This is a genomic window from Thermomicrobiales bacterium (assembly GCA_023954495.1).
Lineage (GTDB): Bacteria > Chloroflexota > Chloroflexia > Thermomicrobiales > CFX8 > JAMLIA01.
Genome location: JAMLIA010000015.1, coordinates 1 through 26,396, shown reverse-complemented (window position 1 = coordinate 26,396; position 26,396 = coordinate 1). Strand labels below are relative to the sequence as shown.

Genomic DNA, 26,396 nt, shown 5'->3' with positions numbered 1-26,396 from the left:
CCCGGCCCCCTCTCCCAACGTTGGGAGAGGGGGTGTCCTGATGCTGATGAGTTGGCTGCCGTTTTGAATGTGTTTCGCGGACGTTGAGCTATGTGAAGGAGGAGACTATGACTGACACGACCAAACCAATCCGTCCGACGTCACCTGAAGTGCGGTTGGAGCGCATGACGGGTGGGCCGGTTGAGGAGGGTCAGTTCGATAAGGCGATCCTGGGGTTGGGTGCGACCGAATACCACGGGCCGCACCTGCCATATGGCACCGACACGTTCACCGCCGAGACGTGGGCGGAGGCGGTTGCGCGGGAACTGGGCAACACGCTCGTGCTGCCGACGCTGGCCTACGGCGTCAGCCACCACCACCTCGCCTGGCCGTGGACCCTCTCGCTACGTCCGGAGACGCTCTCCAGCGTCATCGTCGATATCGGCGAGTCGCTGCTGCACCACGGCATCACCAAGCTGATCATCGTCCCGGCCCACGACGGCAACCCGGCACCGGCCGAGACGGCGGCGCGACTGCTCTCGCAGAAGCACGACATGAAAGTTGCACTGGTCGATGGCGTCATGGGCAAGGCCAGGGAGATGCTGGCCGGCCGCTTCGACATCGACGGCGACCACGCCGGACGCACTGAGATGTCGATGGTGCTCTACAGCAATCCCGAAACGACGCGCCACGATCTGGCCACGAGCGAGCAGACGCAGTTCGTGGATCTGCCGATCCTGCTGATCGACAGCTTCAAGGGGACCGTGCCAAAGGGCTTCTCCGGCGATGCGGCAGCAGGTTCCGCCGAAGAAGGTCAGGCCATGACTGAAGCGATGGTCGCCATCCTCGTCCCCTTCCTCCGCGAGCTCGACAAGCGCGGCTGGAAACGCGGCACCTGGATGAGCCGGATCGACGAGTAGCGGACGGGCAATCAGATCGGCAGGACGCTGAAACCGTCCGTGGATCATCGACAAATTCATGATTCACGATCCCTTAGGAAAATGAAATCATGAAATCATGAATTTCACTCCATAGCGCTGATACGTTCCTGGCACGAGCGTGAGCTGTGGCAAGCGCCGCATGGTCGATCGGCGAGATTCCTGAATTCACGATTTCATATTCCTTAGGGATCGTGAATCATGAATTTGGACGTTTGGCCGTATCTGCTTTGTCATGCACTGCATCATCGCTGCGCGTCGTACTTCATTTTCATGATTTCACGATCCTATAGGATCGTGAAATCATGAAAATGACACTGTCCCATCAACCAGTAGTCAAGGTGATTCGTCGAGCAGGCTGCCGTTGCAGTCGCAGCATCGTCACTCCGCCTTCCGCTCCGCCACAATCTCTACCGGGTTGCCATCCGGATCGACGACCCAGGCGGCGCGGAGGCGGCCTTCGAGGAAGTCGTGCGGGGCGGTCATCGGCTGCGCGCCGTTGGCCAGCAACTCTGCGTACGACTGGTCAACGTCGTCCGTCCAGAGACAGACCTCGGCACGGGCCGGACCTTCGCCGGCCGGGATTGCATGCACCTTCTGCGCAGCCTCGATGGAGGCGAGGCCGAGGATCAGGCCACCGAGGCGCAGCTCGACGTGCGCAGGCGGGCCCGACTCCGGCGTGCGGAACGTCTCGACGAAGCCGAACAGGTCGGCGTAGAAGCGCACTGACGTCTCGACATCACGCACGTAGAAGTTCACTTGTGGGTCACGGTACACCGGCACCAGCCCTTCGCTTACAGACGACGATCGCGCCTGCCCGGGATCGACAGGTCAGGATGCGAAGAGTAGCGCGTCGGCACGAAGACGTGGTAGGAAACGGTACGTGCCGAACGACGCACCGCGCAAAGGAGCACCCATGACCGATCGATCGCGACGACGAGCATTGCGCGATCAATACAAGGAGACGCACACCGAAGCGGGCGTCTACCGGATCGTCAACAAGCAGACGGGCAAGGCACTGGTTGCATCGTCGCCGAATCTGCCGAGCATCCGCAACAAGATCGCGTTTGCGCGCTCGACCGGCACAACCGGCGTGTTCGACCATCGCATCCGCGCCGATGTTGACCACTACGGCATCGACGCATTCGACCTGGAGATCCTCGAAATCCTGGACATCCGGCCGGAAATGACCCGCGAGGATATTCAGAGCGACCTCGCCGCGCTGGAAGAGATCGTCCGCGAGCAGCAGGACCCCGAGCTGCTGTACTGAACCGGTCCGTGGCCACGGCAGGAGGAGCGCCAGATTGAAAGCGCACGCACTCGCCCCGGCTGACATCACCGCCGCACAGACCGGCTGGGTGCTGACGCAGGACATCCGCGATAGCTCCGGCACGCTCCGCCTGCCGAAAGGCACGGCCCTCGCTGCCGCCGATCTGGACACGCTGCGCGAGCACGCCACGCACGATCTGCACCTCGTCGAACGCGAGCCGGGCGACCTGCACGAGAACGACGCGGCATCACAGGTGGCGACTGCGATCTGCGGAGAACACCTCACCATCCGCGAGCCGAACCAGAGCCGGGTGGACCTCGTCGCCCGTCGCCGCGGCCTCGTCCGCATCGACGCCGACCTGCTGCGTGCCATCAACAGCGTCGGCGAGATCACCGTCTACACGACCATCGACTTGCAGCCGGTCGATGCCGACACGCCGGTCGCCAGCGTCAAGGTCTCGCCGATTGTCACGACGACTGCGAAGGTCGCCGCCATCGAGCAGCTTTGCCGGGCAGCAGCCGGGCCGCTCGTCGCGCTGGAGCCGTTCGTCCCGCGCCCGGTCGCCGTCATCCTCGTTGGCGAGACGTCCGCCGAACAGCGCGACCGCGTGCGGGCCGCACTGTCCCGCAAAGTCGCCTGGTTCGGCGCAGAACTGCGCGACTGCCGCTGCGTGCCGCACGAGCGCACTGCCGTGGCCGCTGCGTTTCGCGCCGCGCTGTCTGACGGTGCAGGGGTCGTGCTCGTCGCCGGTGGCAACCCGATCGACCCGCTCGACCCGGTGCTTGCCGCGCTCGCCGACATCGGCGCGACGCTCGTCCACTCCGGCGCACCCACGCGCGGCAGCATGTCGTGGCTGGCCCGCGCTGGCTCGGTGCAGATCCTCAACCTGGCATCAGCCCGCATGTACCTCGGCCACACCGTCGGCGACCTCTACCTGCCGCCCCTGATGCGTGCCGAGCCGGTGGCGCCAGAGGATGTCATTGCGCTTGGCTATGGCGGCATGCCGGGGAGTGCGGTGTCGTTGCGGGTTGCGCCGTATGAGGGGGATGGAGGGCGGTGAATGTCAAGGTCCAGTACAGACTCTCTTTCACCCATGCGTCTACAAGATGTCTTCGAGCAATTCTGCGTCGATATCCTCATACATGGCGTATTGTTCATAATTGCTCGCGAGTCGCCGAAACAATGCAGACGCTCGGGGATAGGCTGATGACAATGACATAGCTAGGGAGTCGTATCTCTCGGCTAGCTTTCGCTCTTGCTCGCCGCCTTCAGTCAGCCCACGACTCGTTATGCCTCTACTGTTAATAAATTCATCTTCGAACCCGCGCTCAATATCTGGGTTGTTATTATGTTCAATAACATATAGGGCAGCCGGAGGCCAAATACTGTCATCGTCTGATGATGCGTATCTCAGTACTCGACCAATATGCTGAGCACCAACGGCAGAGTGGCCAGTCCTACTTAAGATTGCAAGAGCCTCACCTATCCAATCAGACAGCAGCTTCTCGCTAATGACACCGCTAGCATCAGACCCGGGAACCACATTCCAAGAGCTCAGAAGCTGATATGCATACTCTGCATTTATCTTAGATTGCTCATCGGCGGCACAAACTCTCTCATGCACTGAGGGGTATAACATTGCCACCATGTCTGCAAATAGTTGCGGATCTTTGGATAATGCGTCGTGCAGATGCATATGGTAATTATCTGCTTGTGTCAAAATCGGTATCCATAGCCATTCCAATTGCATTAGCGCATGCTGACTCAAAATATCGCGCTTGGCAATGTATCCGAAGATGACTTCAATCTCGTAACTAGAAGGCAAGACAGAATCAACCGTCCCTTCACCGAGAGTTGCGCATTCAAGCATGTACATCACGTCTGAAGCGGAAAGCAAGAACCCATCCTGCCCTACATGTCCAGCTGCAATCCGAATTGCTACTCTCGGGCGACTATGCTCATTTAGCTTTTTGATCACATATTCGCAGTCAGAGGGACGCTCTACCCATTTGGACCACGCCTTCCAGTACTCCGCATCACAAGCATCACCGAGACGAGCGGTCCAGTCCCATACTCTCGGATCCGATGGTAGGCTCAGGAGAAAAAGAGACTGTTGACGTACTGACCACCGGGCTATTCCGCTCTCGAGAATTGACTCAGCCCAGTCCCACCCCCTTGCGGCGAAGCTTCCAGCAACGTAACCTTCTCCAAGCTTTCGCTCACTATCAGCGTCGGAACCTAACAGGTTAGCCATCCAGCCTTCATCTTCGGTTTCAAGGATCTTCTGCAGGCCAAAACTGAAGCCGACGAGCCATGGATCATCACTCCGACTTGCGAGCGATTGGATCGCCAGAATCCCACCGCTATTCATCACTTGACTAACGGCGTTGGCTCGCGACTCAGAAACGACATGTTTGTAATTGACCCAATCACCGTCATGCTCTGGCAACTCTGGTCGAGTCGAGAACAACCAAGCGTGCTGTACTATCGGGTCAGTAGGAGCCCAATGGTGAAACAGTTCTTTCAGGATCTCCTGTTCCTCTGGAAAAAGCCTGCCGGAAACCGCGGAGTTGATTCGGAGACGACTCAAAGTCACCCTGATTGAGTGCCATATGCTCTCACGATCAGTTTCATCATACCGCTCGATCTCGATGCCCTGGAGGGTTTCCAGCAGGGTTGTTCGCTGTTGCAAAGGCAAGCGACGCATTCTTGGAATGAGTTGTTTCAATCTCGGCGGGCAAGCATCTGCATCTGCCAAGATCCTCTTGGTCAAATGCTCAAGAAAGACCGTCTGTTCGGAAGGCGACATGTTCTTAACCGGATCAGACGCCCAGTCGCGCCAATCAGGTCTATGCACCAAATCAGCATGAGTCCTCTCGCCGGGCAGAAGGCGCAGCATAAGGTCCCATGCGACATCCGGTTCATTTGATCGAATCAAGTCAATGATCATAAGCTCAGTATCGACATCGCTACCTATTTGCGGATACCACGGTAGCAACATATCTGTGAGAGTGTTGATCGGGCGGTTGTTCCATTGGCCTCCAGGATCAAGACGGGCCAACCGAGCTAATGCAAGCGCGGCGCTCTTCAGGTGACCTGGGGACCACAACAGATTTTCTACCGCCCACAAGAGTCCCGTAGAGGTGTTATACACGAGTAGAAGTTCTCGATACCCTTGTGGGATGGAGAACACAGCATGCGGAAGCCGTACCCGAGTGATATCAGCGATGAAGAATGGGACTTCGTTGCTCCGTATCTGACGTTGATGACCGAGGATGCGCCACAACGTGACCATGATCTGCGTGAGGTGTTCAGCGGCCTGCGCTGGATCGTGCGCACCGGCTCGCCATGGCGCTACGCTGCCCAACGATCTCCACCCTGGCACACCGTCTACCAGCAGAGCCAGCGCTGGTTCCCGTGCTGGCTGCTTCGAGGCGATCGTGGCCGACCTGCGGGCCCTGATTCGGCTTGGGAAGGGAAATCGGTGGATCCACACGGCTGCCATCTTCGACAGTCGCACGCTGTCAGGATCGATCGAGAACGGCACGCAGGCGGCTACGACGGGCACAAGAAAGCGCAAGGGCTCGAAGCTGCACCTGGCGGTCGATACGCTGGGGGAGTTCCTGGCATTGGTGGTCACGCCCGCGAACGGTAGAGGATCGCGCACAGGTCGAGGAACTGGCAGCGGTACAGGAGGCGACTGGCGACACGATCGGGCTGGCCTACGTCGATCAGGGGTACCGGAGCAGATGCCGAAGCGGCAGCGGATGGCTGGGGCATCCGGTTGAGTGTCAAGCTGCCGGAGGCGCACCGAGGATTCGTGTTGCTGCCCCGGCGCTGGGTGGTCGAGCGCTCGTTCGCGTGGTTGAGCCGGTTTCAGCGTCTGGCCAAGGATTACGAGCGCTTACCTGAGACGGTGGCGGGACTGCATCTGGTCGCATTCTCCACACTCGCTGCTCACCGTGTCATGCGACTGCTGCTCGACGGAAGTGCATAACACCCTCTATGCGCCGAAGAAGTAAACAACGTCGACCTTGCAACAGAATCAGTGAACATGAGTTCCAGCCATTTGGACTCTTCAATGACTGTGTTAAGGCATGCCAAGAAAGAATCTGGAGCTGCTTCGGCAAGAAGGGGTAACTGGTCAGAAAGAGATGGCCACATTTCTAGCGGTCGATCGACCTTGAGCAAGTCATTAACCACCGTCTCCGCCAAACCCTGGTAAAGACGGCTATCGATCATCTGAGAGTCAGCACCATAAGAGCGAGTCTCCGAAATTCCCAGTCCTAAGCGTCCTTGAATGAACCAAAGTCTTTTGCCTCGAGGTTAGCAGCCCACCGTTGATCAGGCGGAAGATCAAGCGCAGGGTCAACCACTCCCAAGACAGCAAGTGCGGTTTGTCTAAACTTGGCGACATGTGTCGGAGTAATGTAACGGCGGAGCAATCTCCAAGCGTCCAACCTGTCCGCCACATACCATGTCGATCCAGTACAACGAACAGGAGGGTCTGAGGAGTTCGCCCATCTGGTGAGTATTTGCTCTACGTCGTGATACGGTACGCCGCCTAGTTCTACGATCGCTTCTTGGTCTGCAACATTAGTCCTATCCCAAGATCCAGCAAGCATGAAGGCACTAATGCCCCGCAAACTCCGGCAACGCCCAAAGCGGCTGCTGAAGTTCCGGAAGGAGGCAATGCTTCGACGGAATGCAAGGGTACTCCGCCTCGCGACCTTAGCAAGATCCCGTGCTCGCCCTTCTGGCAGGCCCAGTTGAACCAACCTCTTTCGCGGCTTGCCGATTTGGTCGCGGCAGATTCACCGTATCTGAGTATGAGGCAGCCTCCTTGCCAAGCGGAATAACAACTTGATGTCCCTGTCTTATGGCTGTCCCAATATTCACATTAGAGAACGTCGGAATAAGAATGAGTGGAGACGCTGAAAGTGAGATCCGCCTCCACGCAGTGGGATCGTCAATAATGACGGATCGCGCTCGCGCAATATCCGATTCCGACTGAGGGAGCGACTGAATGGCTGCGACAAGAACGCGGAGTGCTTCATCAAGTGAATCACCACAGATGGGATCGTCGACGACTTTGCGGCCAGTCGTTCACTAATGTCGCGAGCAGCGCCTCGTCCAGCAATAGATGAGTTGAGAATCAAAGGCTGGTTCCGTCGCACTGCAGTCAGACCAAAACGCATCAATGGTTTGCAAACCGGCGATAGTAGTACCGATTATTTCTGAAACCCAAAGATAGACAGCCGGAACCTGCTCAAGCCCACGTCTCTAGATCATCACATCGAAGGCAACTACGTTCTTGAATATCTTGTCTTGGCGCTTCTCCCTCTGCCAATCTTTCTTCATGACCATCGCCGAGGAGTCACGAATACAAAGGTCATTTCAGATAACTGAGGCATCATCACCAAGTGCTTGTTGCGCTCGCTTTAGATGAGTCGTCTTCAGCCTTGCGTCTTGGATCACGATTAGTACCCATTTCCCAGCCAGAGAGGCCATCCGGAACAAACGCAGTTCCGCCAATCGTATCGACCAGAAGCCATCCCATCCAGCGGTGAAACCATCGCGCCGGGCGAAACTCCTCGACTGATGCTCGCCCCAGTCGGTACGACCCGCCAGACAACGAGGCAATAGGCTCTGAGCCTCTCGCCGGTTCGCCCATGAATCAGGTTAGTTGCGTCAACAAATATTGGTAAGACAACGTGCATCTCCGCTATGGCGAAGTCACAACATGAGGATTCACCGATGACAACCTAGTCTGTAGCAATTCGCTAGTTGCCATCGGTGAATTATCTGCCCGCTCTTCCACCACGAGCAGCCGAGGCTGTTCCGCAGTTGAGGCACTTGTATGGCGCCGTTGCGGACGGTGATGTGGCCGCAGACGTCGCAGAAGGGGCGTCGCCCATCATGCTGGAGAGCTGCTGGCTGACGCCGCCATCCAGCACCGGTGCGGGCGCTGGTTCGGTGGCGACGCTGGCTTGCGGCGCGGCGGTCGTAGCCTGCGCCTGCTGGGCTTCGACCTTCGGGGCGGCATGGTTGCCGTTCTTGTGGCCGTTGCCATTGCCATTCACGTGCGCGCGGCCATTGCCATTCCCGTTGCCGTTCGTCGGCGCGATGGCCGGTGTCGCGGTCGGGGTCGGTGCGGCTGCCGCGACCGGAGCTGCCGAGGACTTGGCTTCCGGCGGCAGCATCTCGCCGAAGTTCGTCGCCGATTCCTGCGGCGGCACCTGCACCAGATCGGTGCGGTTCAGGTACTCCAGTCCGAGGACGCGGAAGACGTAGTCGATGATGCTGGTTGCCATCTTGATGTTCGGATGACCATCAACCATGCCCTGCGGCTCGAAGCGCGTGAAGGTGAAGGTGTCGACGAACTCCTGCAGTGGCACACCATACTGCAGACCCTTCGAGACGGCGATGGCGAAGCAGTTCATCAGCGACCGCATCGCCGCGCCCTCCTTGTGGAGGTCGACGAAGATCTCGCCGAGCTGGCCGTCGTCGTACTCGCCGGTGCGCAGGTAGATCTTGTGGCTGGCGACGCGCGCTTCCTGGGTGAAGCCGCCGCGCTTGGCCGGCAGCGTCCGGCGGGTCGGCCGGAAGTTCGTGGTGACGGTACGCGGGTTGGCCGCCTGGGCCGGGTCGAGCTGGGCAGCGATCTTCTGCATCTCGGCCAGCTCGGCCTTGAGCGCCGCGATCTCGGCGGCGCGCTCGTCGGCCTCCTCGTCCTTCTCCGCTTCGGCTTCCTTGTCCGACTTGCTGGAGAGCGGCTGCGAGAGCTTGGAGCCGTCGCGGTACAGCGCCATCGCCTTGATGCCGAGCTTCCACGACTCGTGGTAGGCGTTCTCGATGTCGGCGACCGTCGCCTCGTTCGGCATGTTGATTGTCTTCGAGATCGCGCCGGACAGGAACGGCTGCGTCGCCGCCATCATCCGGACGTGCCCCATGTAATGGATGAAACGCTGGCCATGCTTGCCGCAGCGGTTGGCGCAGTCGAAGATCGGCAGGTGCTTGTCCTTCAGGTGCGGCGCACCCTCGATCGTCTGCATGCCGCAGATGACATCGTTGGCTTCGTCGATCTGCTGCTGGCTGAAGCCGATCGCGCGGAGCAGGTTGAAGCCCGGCTTCGTCCACTCCTCCTGCGTCAGGCCGAGACGAACGAGCGCGTCCTCGCCAAGCGTCCAGACGTTGAAAGCGAACGGCAGCTCGAAGACACCCGGCAGCGCCTTCTCGATCTTGGCGATGTCAGCGTCGTTGAGCCCCTTGGCCAGCAGCGAGTCGCGGTTGATGTGCGGCGCGCCGTCGAGGCTGAGCGTGCCGAGGACGTAGCGGATGATGTCGTTCACTTGTGCCGGGTTGTAGCCGAGGTTCTTCAGCGCCGGAGCGACCGACTGGTTGGCGATCTTGAAGTAGCCGCCACCGGACAGCTTCTTGAACTTGACCAGCGCGAAGTCCGGCTCGACGCCGGTTGTGTCGCAGTCCATCAGCAGGCCGATCGTGCCGGTCGGTGCCAGCAGCGTCGCCTGGGCGTTGCGGAAGCCGTGCTCGGTGCCGAGCAGCAGCGCGCGGTCCCACGAGTGGCGGGCAGCCTTGAGCAGATCGTCCGGGCAGAACTCCGGGTTGATCGCGACCGGCAGCACCGAGAGCTGCTCGTAATCACCGGCTGGCGCGTTCCAGGCGGCGCGGCGATGGTTGCGGATCACCCGCAGCATGTGCTCGCGATTCTCGCCGTAGCCGGGGAACGGGCCCAGCTCGCGGGCCATCTCGGCTGAGGTCGCGTAGGACTCGCCGGTCAGGATCGCGGTCAGCGCTGCCGAGATCGTGCGGCCCTCTTCGGAATCGTACGGCAGGCCCATCGTCATCAGCAGCGAGCCGAGGTTGGCGTAGCCGAGGCCGAGCGTGCGGAAGATGTAGGAGAGGCGGGCGATCTCCGGACTCGGGAACTGCGCCATCAACACGCTGATCTCCAGCACGATCGTCCAGACGCGGATCGCGTGCAGGTAGTCGGAGACGCGGAACGTGTTGCTGTCGGCGTCGTAGAACTTCATCAGGTTCAGCGAGGCCAGGTTGCAGGCCGTGTCGTCGAGGAACATGTACTCGGAGCACGGGTTCGACGCGTTGATTCGGCCAGAGCCCAGCGCGGTGTGCCAGTCGTTGATCGTCGTGTCGAACTGCACGCCCGGATCGGCGCAGGCCCAGGCCGCCTCGGCCACCTGCTTCCAGAGGTCTCGCGCCTTGACGGTGCGCACGACCTTGCCGTTCGTCCGCCAGGTCAGATCCCAGTCGGCGTCGTCCTGCACCGCCTTCATGAATTCGGAGGTGACGCGGACGGAGTTGTTCGAGTTCTGGCCGGAGACGGTCGCGTAGGCGTCGCCGTTGAAGTCGCTGGAGTAGCCGGCCGCGATCAGCGCGGCGACCTTCTTCTCTTCCAGCACCTTCCAGTTGATGAAGGTCTCGATGTCGGGGTGGTCCATGTTGAGCACGACCATCTTGGCCGCGCGGCGGGTGGTGCCGCCCGACTTGATCGCGCCGGCCGCCCGGTCGAAGACCTTCAGGAAGCTCATCAGGCCGGACGAGGTGCCGCCGCCGGAGAGCGGCTCACCTTCGGCACGCAGCTTGGAGAAGTTGGAGCCGGTGCCGGAGCCGTACTTGAAGACGCGCGCCTCACGCGTGACCAGATCGAAGATGCCGCCCTCGGAGACGAGGTCGTCATCGACCGACTGGATGAAGCAGGCGTGCGGCGTCGGGCGTGAGTAGGCGTCGTCGGACTCGCGCAGCTCGCCGGTGAGCGGATCGATGTAGGTATGACCCTGGCTCGGGCCGGTGATGCCGTAGGCCCAGTTGAGGCCGGTGTTGAACCACTGCGGCGAGTTCGGCGCGGCCATCTGGTGCACCAGCATGTAGCGCAACTCGTCCTCGAACGCCGCCGCGTCGGCCTCGCTGGCGAAGTAGTGATATTCCTCGCCCCACGAGCGCCAGGTGCCAGCCAGGCGGTTGATCACCTGCTTGGCGGAGCGCTCCGGGCCGAGCACCGGCGAGCCATCCGCAGCGAGGATCGGGTTACCCTCGGCGTCATACTGCGGCACGCCCGCCTTGCGGAAGTACTTGGAGACCATGATGTCGGTCGCGACCTGCGACCAGCTGACCGGGATTTCGGCATCCTCCATTTCGAAGACGACCGAACCGTCCGGGTTGGCAATGCGCGATGTCCGGCGAGCCCATTCAATACTGTCGTAGGGATCGCCTCCCGCAGTGGTGAACACGCGCTCGACGCGCAACCCGTTGCCACGCCGCTCGTGCGCGGTCGGACGAACCGGCGCGAAGCCATGCGTCGTCACAGTGCCGGTATCAGCATCACGAATAGAGTCAGCCATCCAACGATCTCCTCACAACCAGCGCAAGCAATCTGAAAACGGATTGACCACGCCGCCGAGCGTTTCCAATGGGCTGCGCCTCGCCCGCACACCCGGTTCTCGACTACACCTGCTTCACCTCAGTGGTACCGACCAGCAGTTCCCGGCTGATGTACGTACACCTCACCGGATTGCGCCCTGCCGTTGCCGATAGCCCCGTTTGAGATGTCCCGGGGGATCTGCCGCTTGAATGCTGCGACAGACCGGCGGTGGCACATCTTGTAGTGCAAGTTCGCGACCACCGCAAGATGTAGTGTACACCGCCCCACGAGAGCCGTAAAGATGTGACTGCCTGTCAATCACACGCAGGGTGTACGTACACTCTATCGCTCTGCTGGCGCGTGCGCAAGTGAGGATTGTCGCCTGACCGTGACAGACTGTCCCGAATGGCGTCAGATCGATCGTGGTTCGGATCGACCTGAGGACGTTCGCGGGCCGAACGCGTGCTGCGCAACGCGCAGCATCTTCGTTGACATTTTGGTCACAGCGTTCGTAGGATACCTTGGAGTGGGAGAAAGACGAAAACGTTTCCTGAACGCTGCGCTCAATTTTGTTGCGCAGATTTGGGAAGCAACGTCGTGAGTGGGGAGGAATCCGTAATGAACGATGATGTCATCTTGCGATCTGTCCTACCGATGGGCAGCGCACTTACGCGGCGGAGCCTGCTGCAGCGCCTGGCGGTTGCCGGCGTCAGCGTGCCGGTGCTGGGTGGCCTGCTGGCCGCCTGCGGTGGCGACGATGACGATGACGGCGATTCGGGCAGCTCATCGGGTGCCAGCACTGAGCCGGCCGGTGAGGCAACCAGCGACACATCCGACAGCGAGGATTCGGGCAGTGGTGAGGCGACCAAGGGTGGCACGCTCATCATGGGCCGCGACCGTGAGCCGGAATCGCTCGACCCGCACAAGGTGACGGCGGTCATCGCGACCGACTGGATCCTGAAGATTCAGGACACGCTCGTCACCGTCGGATACGACCTGGCGACGATCGACCCGGGTCTCGCCGACTCGTGGGAGATCAGCGACGACGGCCTGACCTACACCTTCAAGCTGAAGGAGGGCGTCGAGTTCCACAGCGGTGATCCGTTCACCTCGGCCGACGCCAAGTACACGATCGAGCGCTGGCTCGCCGAGGAGACCGCCTCGCCGACGAGCTACCGCATCGCCGGCATCGAGACGATTGACGCGCCGGACGACACGACGCTCGTGCTGAATCTCGCCAATCGCAACAACGAGCTGATGATCAACCTCGGCACCGGCTTTGCCGCCATTCTCAACCAGCGATTTGTTGAGGAGGCTGGCGACGATTACGGCACGCTCAAGGTCGACGGCACCGGCCCGTTCAAGTTCGAAAACTGGACGCCACGCGCCGAGGCCACGTTCGCTCGCTTCGACAAGTACACCTGGGGCCCGCCGGCCTACGACAACGCCGGACCGGTTCATATCGACAAGCTGGTCATGCGCATCATCCCGGAGGACACCACCCGCGTCCTCGAGCTCGAGTCGGGCGGCATTCACATCACGCCGGAGCTGCCGGAGAACGACGCCAAGAACCTTGAGTCCAGCAGCGACATTGAGGTCATTGAGGGTCAGGGCGGCTCAACATCCTACCTGGGTATGAATCTGCGCAAGGAGATCATGCAGGATAAGGATGTGCGCCTTGCGGTCTTCCACGCCATCAACCGTGAGCAGATCGTGGACGAGCTGCTGTACGGCTACGCCAAGGTTGGCTGGGGTCCTGTTGCCCCGTGGATCAAGGGCGCATGGGCCGATGCTGAAGCAAAAGGCTACAAGTTCGATCCTGAGCAGTCCAAGCAGATTCTCGACGACGCCGGATGGGTGGAAGGCTCCGACGGCATCCGCGAGAAGGACGGCGTTCGCCTGACGATCCCGTTCTACGTGACCGCCAACGACACCAACCAGGAGATGATGGGGCTCTTCTCCAGCAACCTGGCTGATGTCGGCATCGAGGCCGAGTCGGTCATGATCGAAGAGGCGGCCATCTGGGCACGGCTGGCGGCCGGCGAGCACACCATCATGCTGATGAACATGCCGCACTCGACGCCGGACGAGATCCTGATGTTCTACTTCCTCTCAACCAACCAACCGGCTCCGAACCGCTTCGGCTTCGACGATCCCGATGTCGATGGCTGGCTGCAGGAAGAGCGCGTAGCAGAGACCGACGAGGGCCGGATGGAGGCGTACGCAAACATCCAGGAGCGCGTCATGGAGACCGCCTTCTGGATGCCGCTCTTCCACCCATATCAGCTCGTCGGCGTGCGCAAGAACGATGTTCAGGGATTCCAGTACTATGGCCTCTATTCCATGGGTTCCTGGAAGCTCCTCGACGTCTCCTTGACCGACTAACCGACGTCAAACATCAAGGATGCGGCGGCACTCGCCGCCGCATCTCTCTGGATGGGACGGAAACGTGGGAGCCTATCTTCTACGCCGGCTAGCCATGATGATCCCGGTCCTCATCGGTGCATCGATCATCATCTTCATGATCGTCCACATCGCCCCCGGTGATCCGGCTGAGATGATCGCCGGTCCGACTGCACCGCGTGAGACCGTCGAGAACATCCGCGAACAGCTCGGTCTGAACAAACCGTTGCCGGTGCAGTACCTCACCTACATGCGCAACGTCATCCAGGGCGACCTGGGGCGTTCGCTCGTGAGCCGCCGTTCGGTCAACTCCGAGATCCGCAACACATTCCTGAACACGCTTGAGCTGGTCCTCGTCGCTCAGGTCTGGTCAACGATCGTTGCGATCCCGCTCGGCGTCATCGCGGCAGTCAAGCGCAACACCATCTGGGACAAGCTGTCGATGGCCGGCGCGCTGTTCGGTATCTCGTTCCCGATCTTCTTTATCGGCCTGATTCTGATCTGGCTCTTCGGTGGCAAGCTCGGCTGGTTTCCAATCTCTGGCCGCGGCGGACCACTCTGGACGATAGATGGCTGGAAGCACATCGTCCTGCCGGCGTTCACCCTCGGCTACTTCCAGGTGGCCGCGCTCGCTCGCGTTGTGCGCTCCAGCATGCTGGAAGTGCTGCGCCGCGACTACGTGCGCACCGCAAGAGCAAAGGGTCTCTCCGATCAGGTGGTGATCTATCGCCACGCGCTGAAGAACGCGATGTTGCCGGCCATGACCGTCATGGGCTTGCAGTTCGGCTTCATGCTCGGTGGCGCGGTTGTGACGGAGACGATCTTCTCCTGGCCAGGCATGGGTCGCATGATCGTCGGCGCGATCAACTATCGCGACTTCCCGATGGTCCAGGGGCCGATCCTCGTCCTGACTGCGGCATTCGTCCTGATCAACCTGATCGTCGACGTATCGTATGGGCTGTTTGACCCGCGAGTGAGGTTGTCATGACCGCTACACCAGCTGACCAAACGCGGGACAGCCTGCGCACACAACAGGAAGAGCCGCCCCGGCAGGCATCGCGTGCGTGGTATCGCATGCTGGCGCGCGACCGGTTCGCAACAGCATCAGGCATCCTCCTGCTGCTGATCATCATCGCCGTCATCCTCGCGCCGGTGCTCTCGCCGTACGATCCGGAGAAGGCCCAATCCGGCGCGCGGCTGCTCGCGCCGTCCAGTGAACACTGGTTCGGCACCGATGAGCTGGGGCGCGATGTCTTCAGCCGCATCCTGCATGGTGGCCGGATCTCGCTGACGATCGGCTTCCTTGCGGTCGGGCTCGGCCTCGGCATCGGCGGCACGCTCGGCCTGCTGGCCGCCTACTTCCGCAAGCTGGACAACCCGATCATGCGGGTGATGGATATCATGCTGGCGCTGCCGGGCATCCTGCTGGCCATCGCCATCGTCGCCGCGCTCGGACCGGGCGTCTACGAGGTGATGATCGCCGTCGGTATCGGCTCAATCCCGGTCTTCGCCCGCGTTACCCGAAGCGCGGTCCTCGGCACCAAGTCCGAGACGTACGTGGAGGCGGCGCAGGCTGTCGGAGCGGGCGACTCACGCATCATCATGCGCCACATCCTGCCGAATTCGTTCGCGCCGGTGCTGGTCTACGCGACGCTCCAGCTGGCGACGGCGATTCTGTCGGCATCGATCCTGAGCTTCCTCGGGCTGGGTCCGCAGCCTCCCACACCGGAATGGGGCGCGATGGTTGCCGCCGGACGCCGCTACATGACCGACACGCCACACGTCATCCTCGCACCGGGCTTTGCGATCTTCATCGTGATCCTGTGCTTCAACATCCTCGGTGATGGCCTGCGCGATGCACTCGACCCAAGTCTGCATCAGCGCTAATCTACAGCGGTCGATACGATCGTGTCGGCCGCTCTTCTCTGTGTAACCACCGGCATAGCCGCGGCCAACGGTAACGCCGGATGGAAGTTGTCTATCGTGAGGGGAAATGCAATGACCACCGCACCGAATGCCGTTACCGAGCGCCTGTGGAAGGCGCTGGATGAGCGCCACGACGAGCTCGTCCAGCTCGTTGCCGACCTGGTGCATTTCCGCAGCGTCCTCGGGCAGGAAGCCGAGATCCAGGAGTTCATCGCCAATTACCTGCGCGAGAGCGGCATGGAGACAGACGTCTGGGAGATCGACGAATCGCTCAAGGAACTGGACGAGTCCGGCGACAGCGGCGTGCCATTTGCCGGACGTCCCAACGTCGCGGCAACCGCCAAGGGCAGTGCCGGCTGGCGCTCGCTCATCATGAACGGCCACATCGACGTCGTCAGCCCGGAGCCGCTGGCCGACTGGACCCACGACCCGTGGGCCGCTGAGATCGTCGACGGCAAGATGTACGGGCGCGGCGCGCTGGATATGAAGAGCGGCGTCGCCATCAACATGTTCCTACCGCGCGTTCTGCGCGACCTCGGCATTACGCTCAAGGGCGACCTGATTGTCCAGAGCGTCATCGAGGAGGAGTGCACCGGCAACGGCGCGCTCGACGCCAGCCGTCGCTACACGGCTGACGCGGTCGTCGTCACCGAGCCGTCGAACGGCGAGTTCACGAACGCCCACGTCGGCGTCATGTGGTTCCGCGTGCTCGTGTCCGGTCGCTCGGCGCACGCTGCCTGGGCGACGCGCGGCGTCAACGCGATCTCGAAGACGGTGCCAATCATCCAGGCACTCGAAGCGCTGGACGCCAGGATGAACGAGACATCTCACCCAGCGTTCGCGGACTTCGATCATCCGATCAACCTCAACATCGGCGTCATTCAGGGCGGCGACTGGCCCAGCACCGTGCCGGGTGAGTGCGAACTGCACTGCCGCCTGAGCTACTACCCCGGCCGCACCGTCGCCGAGATTCGCGCCGAGGTCGAGGGCGCCATCCAGGCTGTCGTTGATAACGACCCGTGGCTGCGCGACAACCCGCCGGTCATCACCTACGACGGTTTCCGCACCAGCGGCTCGACCGTCTCGACCGACGAGCCATCCGTCATCAGCCTCGGCGAGTGGCACAAGACGGTCACCGGCGAGGAGATGGCGATGCGCTCCGGCACTGGCGTGAATGACATGCGCTACTTCAACTTCAAGGGCATGCCGGCCGGCTGCTACGGCGCATCCGGCGAGGGCGCGCACGCCGCCGACGAGTGGCTCGATCTGGCATCGCTCAACCGTGCCGCCAAGGTACTCGGCGCGTTCGTCCTCGAATGGTGCGGCGCTGACGAGTCCTGAGCCGGATTGAGCAGTTCGATACTCACGAGGAAGGCGATGCCTGAATGGTAACGTCACGGTTGATCACCAACGGCACGATTGCCACGATGGACCCGCAGAGGCCGACGGCCGAGGCAGTTGGTATGATCGGCGATCGCATTGTCGCAGTCGGCAACCGCGCAATGGTCGAATCGGCGCTGCCGCGCGGCTACACCACACTCGATCTGAGCGGCCGCTTCGCGATGCCGGGCTTCAACGAAGCGCACAATCACATGCTGATCTACGGCCGCAACCTCGGCCAGATCAACGCCAGCTACCCGAACGTCCGCACGATCGAGGACATCAAGGCGCTGGTTGCCGAGCGTGCCGCTGCGACGCCAGAGGGCACCTGGATCACCGGCTGGGGCTACGACGACAACAAGCTCGACGACCGCCGCCACCCAACCCGCCACGACTGGGATGCCGTTGCACCGAACCACCCGGTCATGATCGTCAACGGCTCGGGCCACCTCAGCTCGGTCAACTCGCTGGCGCTGGAACGCGCCGGCCTGACCCGCGACTCGGTCGATCCGCAGGGCGGGCACTACGTCCGCGACGAGCACGGCGAGATGACCGGCGTGCTGCACGAATCGGCGCAGGACGCCGTTCGCAACGCCGTCCCAGCGCCGACCGTCGATGACTACGTCGAGGCAGCGGAGCGTTGCAGCCAGGCCTACGTCGCGGCTGGTATCACCTCCAGTCAGGATGCGATGAGCCTGACGTGGGAAGAGGTCGCGGCGTTCCAGATCGCCTCGCGCGAGGGCAAGCTCAAGCCGCGCACGAGTCTGATGATCCGCGAGACGCTCCTGCCGCACATCACCGGGCTGGGCATGCAGCAGGGCTTCGGCAACGACCGGCTCAAGATCGGCCCGATCAAGCTGTTTATCGACGGCTCGCTGATCGGCCGCACAGCCGCCGTCACCCAGCCGTTCCTGGAAGACCCGGTCGATGGCAACCTGGGGCTGACGATGATGCCGCAGGAGGACCTCGACAACTACGTCATGCAGGCCCACAAGGCCGGCTTCCAGATCGCAGTTCATGCGATTGGTGACCGGGGTATCGACATGGTCCTCGACGCCTACGAGAAGGCGCTGACGGCCTGTCCGCGCGCCAACCACCGCCATCGCATCGAGCACTGCGGCATCATGCGGCCCGACATCGTCGAGCGCATCGCCAGGATGCAGGTGCTGATCGTCACCCAGCCGATCTTCATCACTGAGTACGGTGACGGCTTCATCCGCCATCTGGGGCTGGATCGCGTCCAGCTCACCTACCCATTCCGCAGCCTGCTCGACGCGGGCATCAAGGTCGTCTTCTCGTCCGACTGCCCTGTGTCGTCCTTCGAGCCGCTGAAGAGCATCGAGGTGTCGGTCACCGAGCGCACCGGCAGCGGCCAGTCGTACGCGCTGGAGGAAGCGATCAGCGTCGAAGAGGCGCTGCCGCTCTATACCGTCAACGGCGCGTATGCGACGTTCGAGGAAGACCAGAAGGGCATGCTCCGCGAAGGCATGCTGGCTGACTTCGTCGTACTGGAGCGCGACCCGCGTGAGGTCGCGCCGGAGGAGATCAGCAAGGTTCCGGTTTCGCAGACCATCATCGGCGGCGAAACCGTCTACGAGGGGTAAGATCGTCACGAGGCTGGCCAGCCGGAGCTTTCGGCTGGCCGCGCCATACCCGTCGGATGGCGATGTGCTGACGGGAAAGGGAGGACCACAGATGACCGCAGAACGACCGGACGCCGTGCCAACGCGGCAGCTCGATACCGAGCGCGCGATCGTGACCGAGTGGCGCTTCGCCCCCGGCGCGCACACCGGCTGGCACAAGCACGAGTACGACTACGTCGTCGTCCCGATGACGACCGGCCAGCTCCTGCTGGAAACACCCGATGGCCAGATGACCGCCGACCTCGTCGCCGGGCAATCCTACTCGCGCGGCAAGGGCGTCGAACACGACGTGATCAACAACAACGACAGCGAATTCGTCTTCGTCGAGATCGAGATGAAGCCGTAACGTCGCAGTATCTGGCGAAGATCACGTTATCCGTGTAGGACGCATTGCATTCGCCCGGCCAGACACACGCCTGTTCAACATGGCAGCCGGACGCCGTGTCTACTGATCGGAATGGGTTGGGGGCCAAACGGGCGTATGCAATACGCCCCTACATTACCGCATGCCCTCTGCTGGTATTCCGTCTGTCTACAAAAGGCCGTTGGTGTTGCGCATATCAATCATGTAAGTGCGTATTGCATACGCCCGGCCAGACACACGTCCACCTCAGTAGGTGTCACACCGTCAGCCACCGTCCCTATCGCGGCGACACGATTGCGACCGGCACCCGCCCGAGCATGACGGCGTGATACAGCGCCAGCGAGTGGTCGTAGATAGCCACCCGGCTGCTGCCGCCATCGGCGACCGCGACTGCGATCCAGTCGCCATCGGCGCTGATCGAGATATCGACGCCCAGCCCAGCATCAATCTCGGCATCCGCCACGATCTTCTTCGTTCCGAGATCGATGGCGACGACGCGGCCATGTTCCGTGTCGAGGACGTAGAGCAGCGTGCCGTCCGGCGACGGGGCCATACGGGCGTGTGCCGGATCGATGTCGCCGAGCGGGATGCGGTCGGTGATGGCGAACTGCTCGGTATCGACGACCAGCACATCCGCCTCGCCATCGACCAGCGCGAAGAGGCGCGTGCCCGGTCGGTTGTCGACGACCTGCACCGGCGCGCCCGAAAGCGCGAACGAGTACGGCGCGTGCTGATTCGGCAGGTAGACGACGCTGACCTCACCATCTGCGGCGGTGACGGTGGCCAGGTTGTGCTTCCAGCTCGGCGTGATGGCGATCGCGTCTGCGCCGTCATGCTGCGGGCGAAGCTCGCCGGTCTCCAGCACGATCTCGGTTAGCCCCTGCTGCGAGGAGGCCAGCACCCGTGCACCGTCGTACATCGCCGCGACCACCTGCGCGCCGGGGATCTCCCAGCGCTCGACGACCTGACCGCTGCTGGTGTCGATCGCCAGCACGTTGGCAGCCTCGCCATCGCCGCCGATGGCGTAGAGGCGCGTGCCGTCGAAGCTTGTCGCCATGCTCGGCGGCGCAGCCCCAACTGACCACGAGCCGATCAGCGTGCCGCTCGCCGAATCAATCGCCGCAATGTCGCCGTTCTCCAACTGGACGTAGGCGCGCGGCGGACTCTCCGACGGCGGCGCGGCTTCTGTCACGCCGAGCGTCGCGGTCGTGCGGCCCTGCCAGCCATCCTGCGCCATGAACGGGTACGGATCGGTGAGCCGTCCGGGGCCGCCGATCGTGTAGGGATCCTCGCCGATGCCGTCGCCGTTGCTGTCCGCCCCGGCGTAGTCGGACCAGAAGTTGCCCTCGCGGGTCGCCTCATCGAAGTAGATGTTGCCGCCTGAGTCGTCGCTAACCTGCGGGTCGTTGCCGATGATGTTGTTACGGACGATCACGTTGTCGTTCGAGTCGGAGAACCACAGCCCCCAGTTGAGGTTCTCCTGAATCGTGTTGCCCTCGATCCGATTGCCCGACGAGCTGTAGAGATACAGCCCGTACCCGCCCGGAGAGTGGTGCGTTTGCTTCGACAGGTTGTTGTTCGTCAGCGTGTTGCCGGTCGTCTGCTGCAAATGCAGGCCGTAGACGTTGTCGCGCACGACATTGCCATCGATCGTGCTGCCGCCACCCTCGTACAGATAGATACCGTAGTAGTTGCCGAGCGTCTGGACCTGCTCGATCCGCGCCGCGCTACCGCCATCGACCAGCACGCCGATGCCGCTCGAAGAGACAGTGCCGTTACGGACGGTGACGCCGCTGCCGCGCACGATCACCCCGGCGATGTCGAACCGCGGCATCGGCCAGGTGCGGCTACCCGGCCCGGGCCCGGTGATCGTCCGCCCGCCCAGATCGAGCACGAGGTTGTCGCCGGTCACGACGATCGCGATCGGATCGCAGGCCATGTCGTTGGCCAGCGTGACACTTGTGGCGATCTCAGCGCCGCACTGCAGCTCGGTCAGCGGCGGTGCCGGAGTGGCAGTCGGTCCGGCGGTCGCTGTTGGAGGGCCGACCGTCGGCGAGGCGGTCGCGGTCGGTGTCGCAGCCTGCGTCGCAGTCGCGGTCGGGCTGGGTGCGGTCGTGGCGGTGGCGGTCGGCGCGGCCGTCGCCTCACTCACCGGCTCCGGCGTCGAGGTCGCGTCGCTGCCACCGGCGCAGGCTGTCAGCAGCAGCGTCGCGACAACCACATAGATGAATCTGCGCATACTGGCTCCCTCACCTACCCGTCTCATGGCGCACCCACTTTGATCGATACAACCGGCACCGAGCCATCGGAGCCATCACCGTCGTAATTGGCGTTGATCTGCCAGACGTCAGCGAGCCAGACCGTCGCTGTCCCGCTATAGGTGCCGTCGCCATCCGGCAGAAGCTTCGTCGTCGTCACACCGCTGCCGTTGGCCGGCAACAGGCTGATGGCGATCGTGTCTGGCGCGCCGTTCGGCAGCGTGACGCCAGCCGGAATCGGTGCGCCGGTGTGCACGTCAACGAACTCCGCGTACAGGGTGAACTCTTCGTCGCGCACTGGCGTCTGCGGGTCGGTCGTGATGTGGAGAGCGTAGCGGTTGCCGTCGCTGCCGATGGCCGCCGGTTGCACGACGACGGCACTCGGCTGGTTGATGCGCCGCAGCGGCTCGCCGGAGGTCCGTGCCGTCACCGTCAGCGACCAGCCGCCTACGCCGGGAAGCCGCGCCGCGCCGCGATAGACGCCGTACTCCGCCTGCGCCAGGACGATCGTCATGTCCTTCGAGCGGTCAGCTCCGCGACTGAACGTCGCCTGGACGTGGTCGGGCGGCGCGAAGCGCACGCCATCCTGCCCGTCTCGCACGACCTCGCCAGACTTCGGATCGAGGAAGCGCACCTCGACCGTGACCGGATCACCGGAAATGACATTCGCCTTGCTGACGGCGATATCGAGCCTGGCGAACGGCACCACTTTACCCGAGGCCGACTCCCGTATTGTCTTCGGATCGACCCCTTCGATCGCCGGTGCGCGCCCCCAGGTGTCCTGATACAGCCCCGCGAGTGACCAGATCGTGCCGGAAGGCAGATCGACCGTGAAATCGTCCTGGCCGGTCGTCGTATCGACAATGCGGAACTCGTTGCGACCATCGGCACCCCAGCTAACCGTCTGCACGTAGAGGTAATGCCCGTCGCCACCGACGATCATCTGCCACGGATGAGTATCCATCAGCCAGCGATCAACGACCTGCCAGGTGCGCGTGTCGATGACCAGTACCCCACGTGTTTCGTTCACGCCGTTGGTTGCTGACACACCGATGGCGTACAGCATGGCACCGTCCGGTGAGAGCTGCAGAGGGCTGCCGCCGAAGTAGAAGTAGCCGCCAGCTGCTGTTTGCTGGGCGGTTGCATCGCCGACCGCGCCAACGGTCATATCGACGGAGACATGTTGCTCGATGGTGCGTGTCGCAGCATCAACGACGGCCAGCTCTTCAGCGACCGGATCAAACACATAGAGCCGTGTGCCATCGGGTGAGATACCCTGCTGAAAGAGACCGCTCGGGTTCGTAAATGGGATCGTTAGCGACGGCAATTCCTGCCCGGCCGCCAGATCGAGGAACCGCACCCTCGGCCTCACCGTTTCACCACCGCTGATGGTGCTGTAAAGCACCGGGGTATCAGTGCCGAGCAGACCGCCCCAACCAGTGGCAGCAAGTGGCGAGGTTGACAGTGGCATCCGACGATCGAGCTCCTGCAGATCGGGGAGCGCGAAGCGGACGTACCCGGTTCCGCCGGGTGTGGGGGCGTCCGGCGGTCCGTTCCAGAGACCGAATAGCAGATACAGCTCGGTGCCTGCCCGATTGATGTAAACGCTCGGCTGGTTCGCGGCCGGATCAGCGACCGTCAGATCCACTCGCGCCACCTGCGCGCCAGTTGCCCGGTCGAGCACAGTCAACTCGATCGGGTCACTCGACTGCCAGCGATGGCTCGCGACGTAGACCCGGTCGCTGCTGATCGCGACCTTCGACACCGTCCGATTGCTGTCGGGATCGACCGGCTCGCTCAGCAGATCCGCATGCCACTGCTCGGCCATTGTGCTGCTGTCGAACGCATAGAGCACGGTCGATACCGTGTCATCAGTAACCAACCAGCCACTGATGACCACCTGCCGACCGTCTGGTGAGACGATCGGGTTAGCCTGCAATTGCACGCCCGGCAGTGCGCTCACCGTCTGGTCTTTGGGCCAGAACGCATGCACGCTACTCATCTCGCCGGAATTCGCATCCCACGATTGCGACAACAGCAGATCGGGCACGATCGCCGCAGGTTGCGTGGGTCGCGCGCGGCCGATGTCGGTCGTGAAGTAGACGATCAGGCCGGCGATGGCCAGTAGCCCGGCCAGCGCGACAACCAGCCAGAGACGTCGCGGCAGCGAGGGCGTCCGGCGGCGGAGACGGTCCGAGATCGGGGATGATGTGTCGTCGTGCAGGTCGATCGTGCTCATCCGCGCCTCTTCTCATATCCGCCGGGTTCTATCTCCTATACACCGGTCGGTGCAATCTGGTTCGGGCGGGTGAGTGAGTGAAAGGCTGCCTATGCGAGCGGCAGGCGCACGGTGAACGTCGAGCCGTCGCCCTCGGAGCTGGCGACGACGATGCTGCCGCGGTGCGCCTCGATGATCTGGCGGGTGATGTAGAGGCCCAGCCCGAGGCCGGAGATATCGTGATCGGCGGCGTTCGAGGCGCGCGCGAACGGCCGGAACAGCGCGGGCAGGTCGCCGGTGGGAATGCCGACGCCGCGATCAGACACCGTCAGCACCGCGTCACCGCCATCACGGACCAGCCGCGCGACGACGTCCGCATCAGCAGGCGAGTACTTCAGCGCGTTATCCAGCAGGTTGTGCACGATCTGCTCTAGTCGCAGGCGATCCCACTGGCCCGGCAGCGTCGCTGGCAGTTCAAGCTGGATGCGGCGGCGGGCCTCTTCCGGCAACGAAACGACAACGCTGTTGACGACTGCGACGAGATCGACCGACTCCTTGCGCAGCTCGATCCGGCCGGCCTGAATGCGCGAGACATCCAGCAGATCGTCGACCAGCAGCCCGATGCGCTCCGCCTGCGAGTCGATCGTCGCCAGCGAGCGCATCGCACGTGGGAGATCGAGGTGGCCAGCGCCGTGCAGCTTCAGCAGCAGTTGGGCGGTGCCCTTGATCGAGGTCAGCGGCGTCTTCAGCTCGTGCGAGGCGATGCTGATAAACCGGTCGCGCAACGCTAGTGCCTGCTCCGCCTGACGCAGCGCCAGTCGCTCGGCAGTGGCATCAATCAGGATGATGAGGTGGCCGGAGAACTCACCGGATTCATAGACCGGGGCGGCAATGCGGCGCAGCACCTGGTCCGGCTCGCGCAGCGGGAAGTCGTCCACCATGACATCGTCGCGCATGCTCTGAGTGGACGCGATCAGGCCCGCGAGCTGATCCGGCTGGCCAGCCCAGCGTCGACTCGCCAGCATGTCAGCCAGCTCCACCCACGATCGACCCAGCAACAGCTCACGCTTCGGGAGGATCTGCAACACGTCGTAGCACGCCTGATTGGCGTAGGCCAGCCGATGCTCGCGATCGAAGAAGAAGACACCCATTGGCGCGTGCTCAAGGATCGCCGCCAGCCGGGCAGTAGTCTGGTTGAGCTCCTGGCGCAATGCGACCTCGGCCTGATAGCGTATCGCCAGCTCAATCGGCCCACTGATCAGCGTGCCAACCGTCTGCAGCAGCGCCAGATCGGCAGGGCGGAAGGCACCGCGCGCTTCGGCGGCGAGCTGCAAGACGCCAAATGGTTTGCCACGCCAGACCAGCGGCGTCGCCATATAGGAGCCGGGCAACTGGCGCGATGGATCGAAGCGCGCCCGTCGTGGATCGGCCACAACATCGTTGCTCAGGATCGGCTCTCCCGTCTCAACGACGATCCAGCCCAGCCCGATGCCGCGTGGTCGGCGGCGACCTTCCGATGCCGGGGCGAACGGATCATGCGCAGCGCGCACGACGAGGTCATCTCCCTCAACCAGCGCGATCACTCCACCGGCGAACGTAATCAGCGACGCCAGCCGCGACAGCGTAGCCTTCAGGATGGCGTCCAGATCGGTCTCGCCTGAAACAGCGATGGCGATCGAGTGCAGCAGATCCATCTCCTGCGCGTGGCGGGTGAGCTTGTCCTCCAGCCGCGCGCGCTCGACCGCTGCTGCGATCTGATCGCCGACGTGGCGGAGCAGTCGCACCTCGTCATCGGTGAACGCGTGCTCCTCGCTCAGGTTGAAGACCAGTACACCGAGCGTGCGTCCGCCCGCGATCAGTGGCACGGCTGCCGACGCTCGAATCCCCATCACGTCCGCAAGCTGCAGGCTGAATCCGATATCGGGCGGCGCTTCGGCGCGCGAACCGATGGCGATCACCTCGCCGGTCTCGATTGCCAGGATCGACATCGCCGGAACGTCGAGAGATATGTCATGAACGCGCGCCAGCACTTCCGGCGGGTAGTTCAGTGTGTAGGCAGGATGCGCGACACCGCGCTCCGTGTCGGTGAAGTAGACCGCCGCGCTCGTCGCACCCACCTCGGAGACGAGCGCATCGAGTGCCGAGCGCACGACGATCTCCGGTCGCGGCTCGAACACCAGCGCCTGTCCGATGCGCTCCAGCAGCTGCTCCGCGCCCAATGCGAACGAAGTTGACGATGTGCTGACGTCGTCATCAGCCATGTGCGCGATCCCCGATCATCGGCCGGTCGGCATCGCCGACAGTATCGAACAGATCGCCCGCCTCGACCGCCACCCATGGATACCAGGTGAAGCGGTCACGATAGCGATCCAGCAGCCGAACCAGCGGCTGCCCGAGCGCGACGACCAGTGCGACATTGGCGGCTGCCCGGAACGCATCGTAAACCAGAGACGTGGTCAAATAGAAGCGTCCATACGCCGCCAGCGCCTCGCCGATGCCCATCCCGGGCAGCCAGTAGAGTCCGGCCTGCGTATCCAGCCCTGGCGCGGCCCATGGCCACTCGGTCAGATTCAGGATCGCACCATACAGCAAGCCCCAGATGCCACCAAAGATCGCC

At 62.6% G+C, this 26,396-nt stretch carries 16 protein-coding genes and 1 pseudogene; 10 read left to right on the top strand and 7 right to left on the bottom strand.

Going from position 1 to position 26,396, the window contains the following annotated elements:
• Window positions 1-107 precede the first annotated feature (107 nt).
• Window positions 108-899: a creatininase family protein gene (locus M9890_04740; protein MCO5176269.1), complete on the top strand. Its 792-nt coding sequence runs from the start codon at window positions 108-110 to the stop codon at window positions 897-899.
• A gap of 399 nt (window positions 900-1,298) precedes the next feature.
• Here the strand turns inward: M9890_04740 and M9890_04735 are convergent, their stop codons facing one another.
• Window positions 1,299-1,694: a VOC family protein gene (locus M9890_04735; protein MCO5176268.1), complete on the bottom strand. Its 396-nt coding sequence runs from the start codon at window positions 1,692-1,694 to the stop codon at window positions 1,299-1,301.
• 139 nt (window positions 1,695-1,833) lie between these two features.
• Between M9890_04735 and M9890_04730 the strand changes: the two genes are divergently transcribed.
• Both M9890_04730 and M9890_04725 read left to right on the top strand, forming a co-directional pair.
• The gene (locus M9890_04730) at window positions 1,834-2,187 is read left to right on the top strand and encodes a GIY-YIG nuclease family protein (protein ID MCO5176267.1); all 354 of its coding nucleotides are present in this window, start codon (window positions 1,834-1,836) and stop codon (window positions 2,185-2,187) included.
• 34 nt (window positions 2,188-2,221) lie between these two features.
• Complete coding sequence (locus M9890_04725) at window positions 2,222-3,247, top strand: hypothetical protein (protein ID MCO5176266.1); 1,026 nt, start codon at window positions 2,222-2,224, stop codon at window positions 3,245-3,247.
• Window positions 3,248-3,286: 39 nt separating this feature from the next.
• On the opposite strand, the gene M9890_04720 is transcribed toward M9890_04725, so the two are convergent.
• Entirely contained in the window at window positions 3,287-5,341 is a 2,055-nt protein-coding gene (locus tag M9890_04720; protein MCO5176265.1) for a hypothetical protein, read from the bottom strand.
• 42 nt (window positions 5,342-5,383) lie between these two features.
• Between M9890_04720 and M9890_04715 the strand changes: the two are divergent.
• Window positions 5,384-6,184: pseudogene (locus M9890_04715) on the top strand (IS5 family transposase).
• 1,804 nt (window positions 6,185-7,988) lie between these two features.
• Here M9890_04715 and M9890_04710 read toward each other — a convergent pair.
• The gene (locus tag M9890_04710) at window positions 7,989-11,567 is read right to left on the bottom strand and encodes a vitamin B12-dependent ribonucleotide reductase (protein MCO5176264.1); all 3,579 of its coding nucleotides are present in this window, start codon (window positions 11,565-11,567) and stop codon (window positions 7,989-7,991) included.
• 638 nt (window positions 11,568-12,205) lie between these two features.
• On the opposite strand from M9890_04710, the gene M9890_04705 reads away from it, so the two are divergent.
• The 6 genes from M9890_04705 (at window position 12,206) to M9890_04680 (ending at window position 19,285) form a co-directional block, all read left to right on the top strand.
• Entirely contained in the window at window positions 12,206-13,972 is a 1,767-nt protein-coding gene (locus tag M9890_04705; GenBank protein MCO5176263.1) for an ABC transporter substrate-binding protein, read from the top strand.
• 64 nt (window positions 13,973-14,036) lie between these two features.
• Entirely contained in the window at window positions 14,037-14,978 is a 942-nt protein-coding gene (locus M9890_04700) for an ABC transporter permease (protein ID MCO5176262.1), read from the top strand.
• Window positions 14,975-15,877 carry an ABC transporter permease gene (locus M9890_04695; GenBank protein ID MCO5176261.1) on the top strand — a complete coding sequence of 301 codons (903 nt, stop codon included), beginning with the start codon at window positions 14,975-14,977 and terminating at the stop codon, window positions 15,875-15,877. Before M9890_04700 ends, M9890_04695 begins: the two co-directional genes overlap by 4 nt.
• Before the next feature lie 111 nt (window positions 15,878-15,988).
• Window positions 15,989-17,257 carry an ArgE/DapE family deacylase gene (locus tag M9890_04690; GenBank protein MCO5176260.1) on the top strand — a complete coding sequence of 423 codons (1,269 nt, stop codon included), beginning with the start codon at window positions 15,989-15,991 and terminating at the stop codon, window positions 17,255-17,257.
• 44 nt (window positions 17,258-17,301) lie between these two features.
• Entirely contained in the window at window positions 17,302-18,900 is a 1,599-nt protein-coding gene (locus M9890_04685) for an amidohydrolase (protein MCO5176259.1), read from the top strand.
• 91 nt (window positions 18,901-18,991) lie between these two features.
• On the top strand, window positions 18,992-19,285 hold the full coding sequence (locus M9890_04680) for a cupin domain-containing protein (protein MCO5176258.1): 294 nt from the start codon (window positions 18,992-18,994) through the stop codon (window positions 19,283-19,285).
• A 295-nt stretch (window positions 19,286-19,580) separates the two neighbouring features.
• Here the strand turns inward: M9890_04680 and M9890_04675 are convergent, their stop codons facing one another.
• The 4 genes from M9890_04675 to M9890_04660 form a co-directional block, all read right to left on the bottom strand.
• Complete coding sequence (locus tag M9890_04675; GenBank protein ID MCO5176257.1) at window positions 19,581-21,542, bottom strand: right-handed parallel beta-helix repeat-containing protein; 1,962 nt, start codon at window positions 21,540-21,542, stop codon at window positions 19,581-19,583.
• 23 nt (window positions 21,543-21,565) lie between these two features.
• Window positions 21,566-23,800: a FixH family protein gene (locus M9890_04670; protein ID MCO5176256.1), complete on the bottom strand. Its 2,235-nt coding sequence runs from the start codon at window positions 23,798-23,800 to the stop codon at window positions 21,566-21,568.
• A gap of 89 nt (window positions 23,801-23,889) precedes the next feature.
• Window positions 23,890-26,040: a GAF domain-containing protein gene (locus M9890_04665; protein MCO5176255.1), complete on the bottom strand. Its 2,151-nt coding sequence runs from the start codon at window positions 26,038-26,040 to the stop codon at window positions 23,890-23,892.
• On the bottom strand, window positions 26,033-26,396 hold a 364-nt coding region (locus M9890_04660; GenBank protein MCO5176254.1), incomplete at its 5' end, for a hypothetical protein. The genes M9890_04660 and M9890_04665, both read right to left, overlap by 8 nt.

Excerpts from the sequence above, each read along its gene's own strand:
- M9890_04695 (MCO5176261.1), top strand. The coding sequence starts at position 14,975 with ATGACCGCTACACCAGCTGACCAAACGCGGGACAGCCTGCGCACACAA.
- M9890_04665 (MCO5176255.1), bottom strand. The coding sequence starts at position 26,040 with ATGGCTGATGACGACGTCAGCACATCGTCAACTTCGTTCGCATTGGGC.
- M9890_04690 (MCO5176260.1), top strand. The coding sequence starts at position 15,989 with ATGACCACCGCACCGAATGCCGTTACCGAGCGCCTGTGGAAGGCGCTG.
- M9890_04710 (MCO5176264.1), bottom strand. The coding sequence starts at position 11,567 with ATGGCTGACTCTATTCGTGATGCTGATACCGGCACTGTGACGACGCAT.
- M9890_04705 (MCO5176263.1), top strand. The coding sequence starts at position 12,206 with ATGAACGATGATGTCATCTTGCGATCTGTCCTACCGATGGGCAGCGCA.
- M9890_04740 (MCO5176269.1), top strand. The coding sequence starts at position 108 with ATGACTGACACGACCAAACCAATCCGTCCGACGTCACCTGAAGTGCGG.
- M9890_04685 (MCO5176259.1), top strand. The coding sequence starts at position 17,302 with ATGGTAACGTCACGGTTGATCACCAACGGCACGATTGCCACGATGGAC.
- M9890_04675 (MCO5176257.1), bottom strand. The coding sequence starts at position 21,542 with ATGCGCAGATTCATCTATGTGGTTGTCGCGACGCTGCTGCTGACAGCC.
- M9890_04680 (MCO5176258.1), top strand. The coding sequence starts at position 18,992 with ATGACCGCAGAACGACCGGACGCCGTGCCAACGCGGCAGCTCGATACC.
- M9890_04730 (MCO5176267.1), top strand. The coding sequence starts at position 1,834 with ATGACCGATCGATCGCGACGACGAGCATTGCGCGATCAATACAAGGAG.
- M9890_04670 (MCO5176256.1), bottom strand. The coding sequence starts at position 23,800 with ATGAGCACGATCGACCTGCACGACGACACATCATCCCCGATCTCGGAC.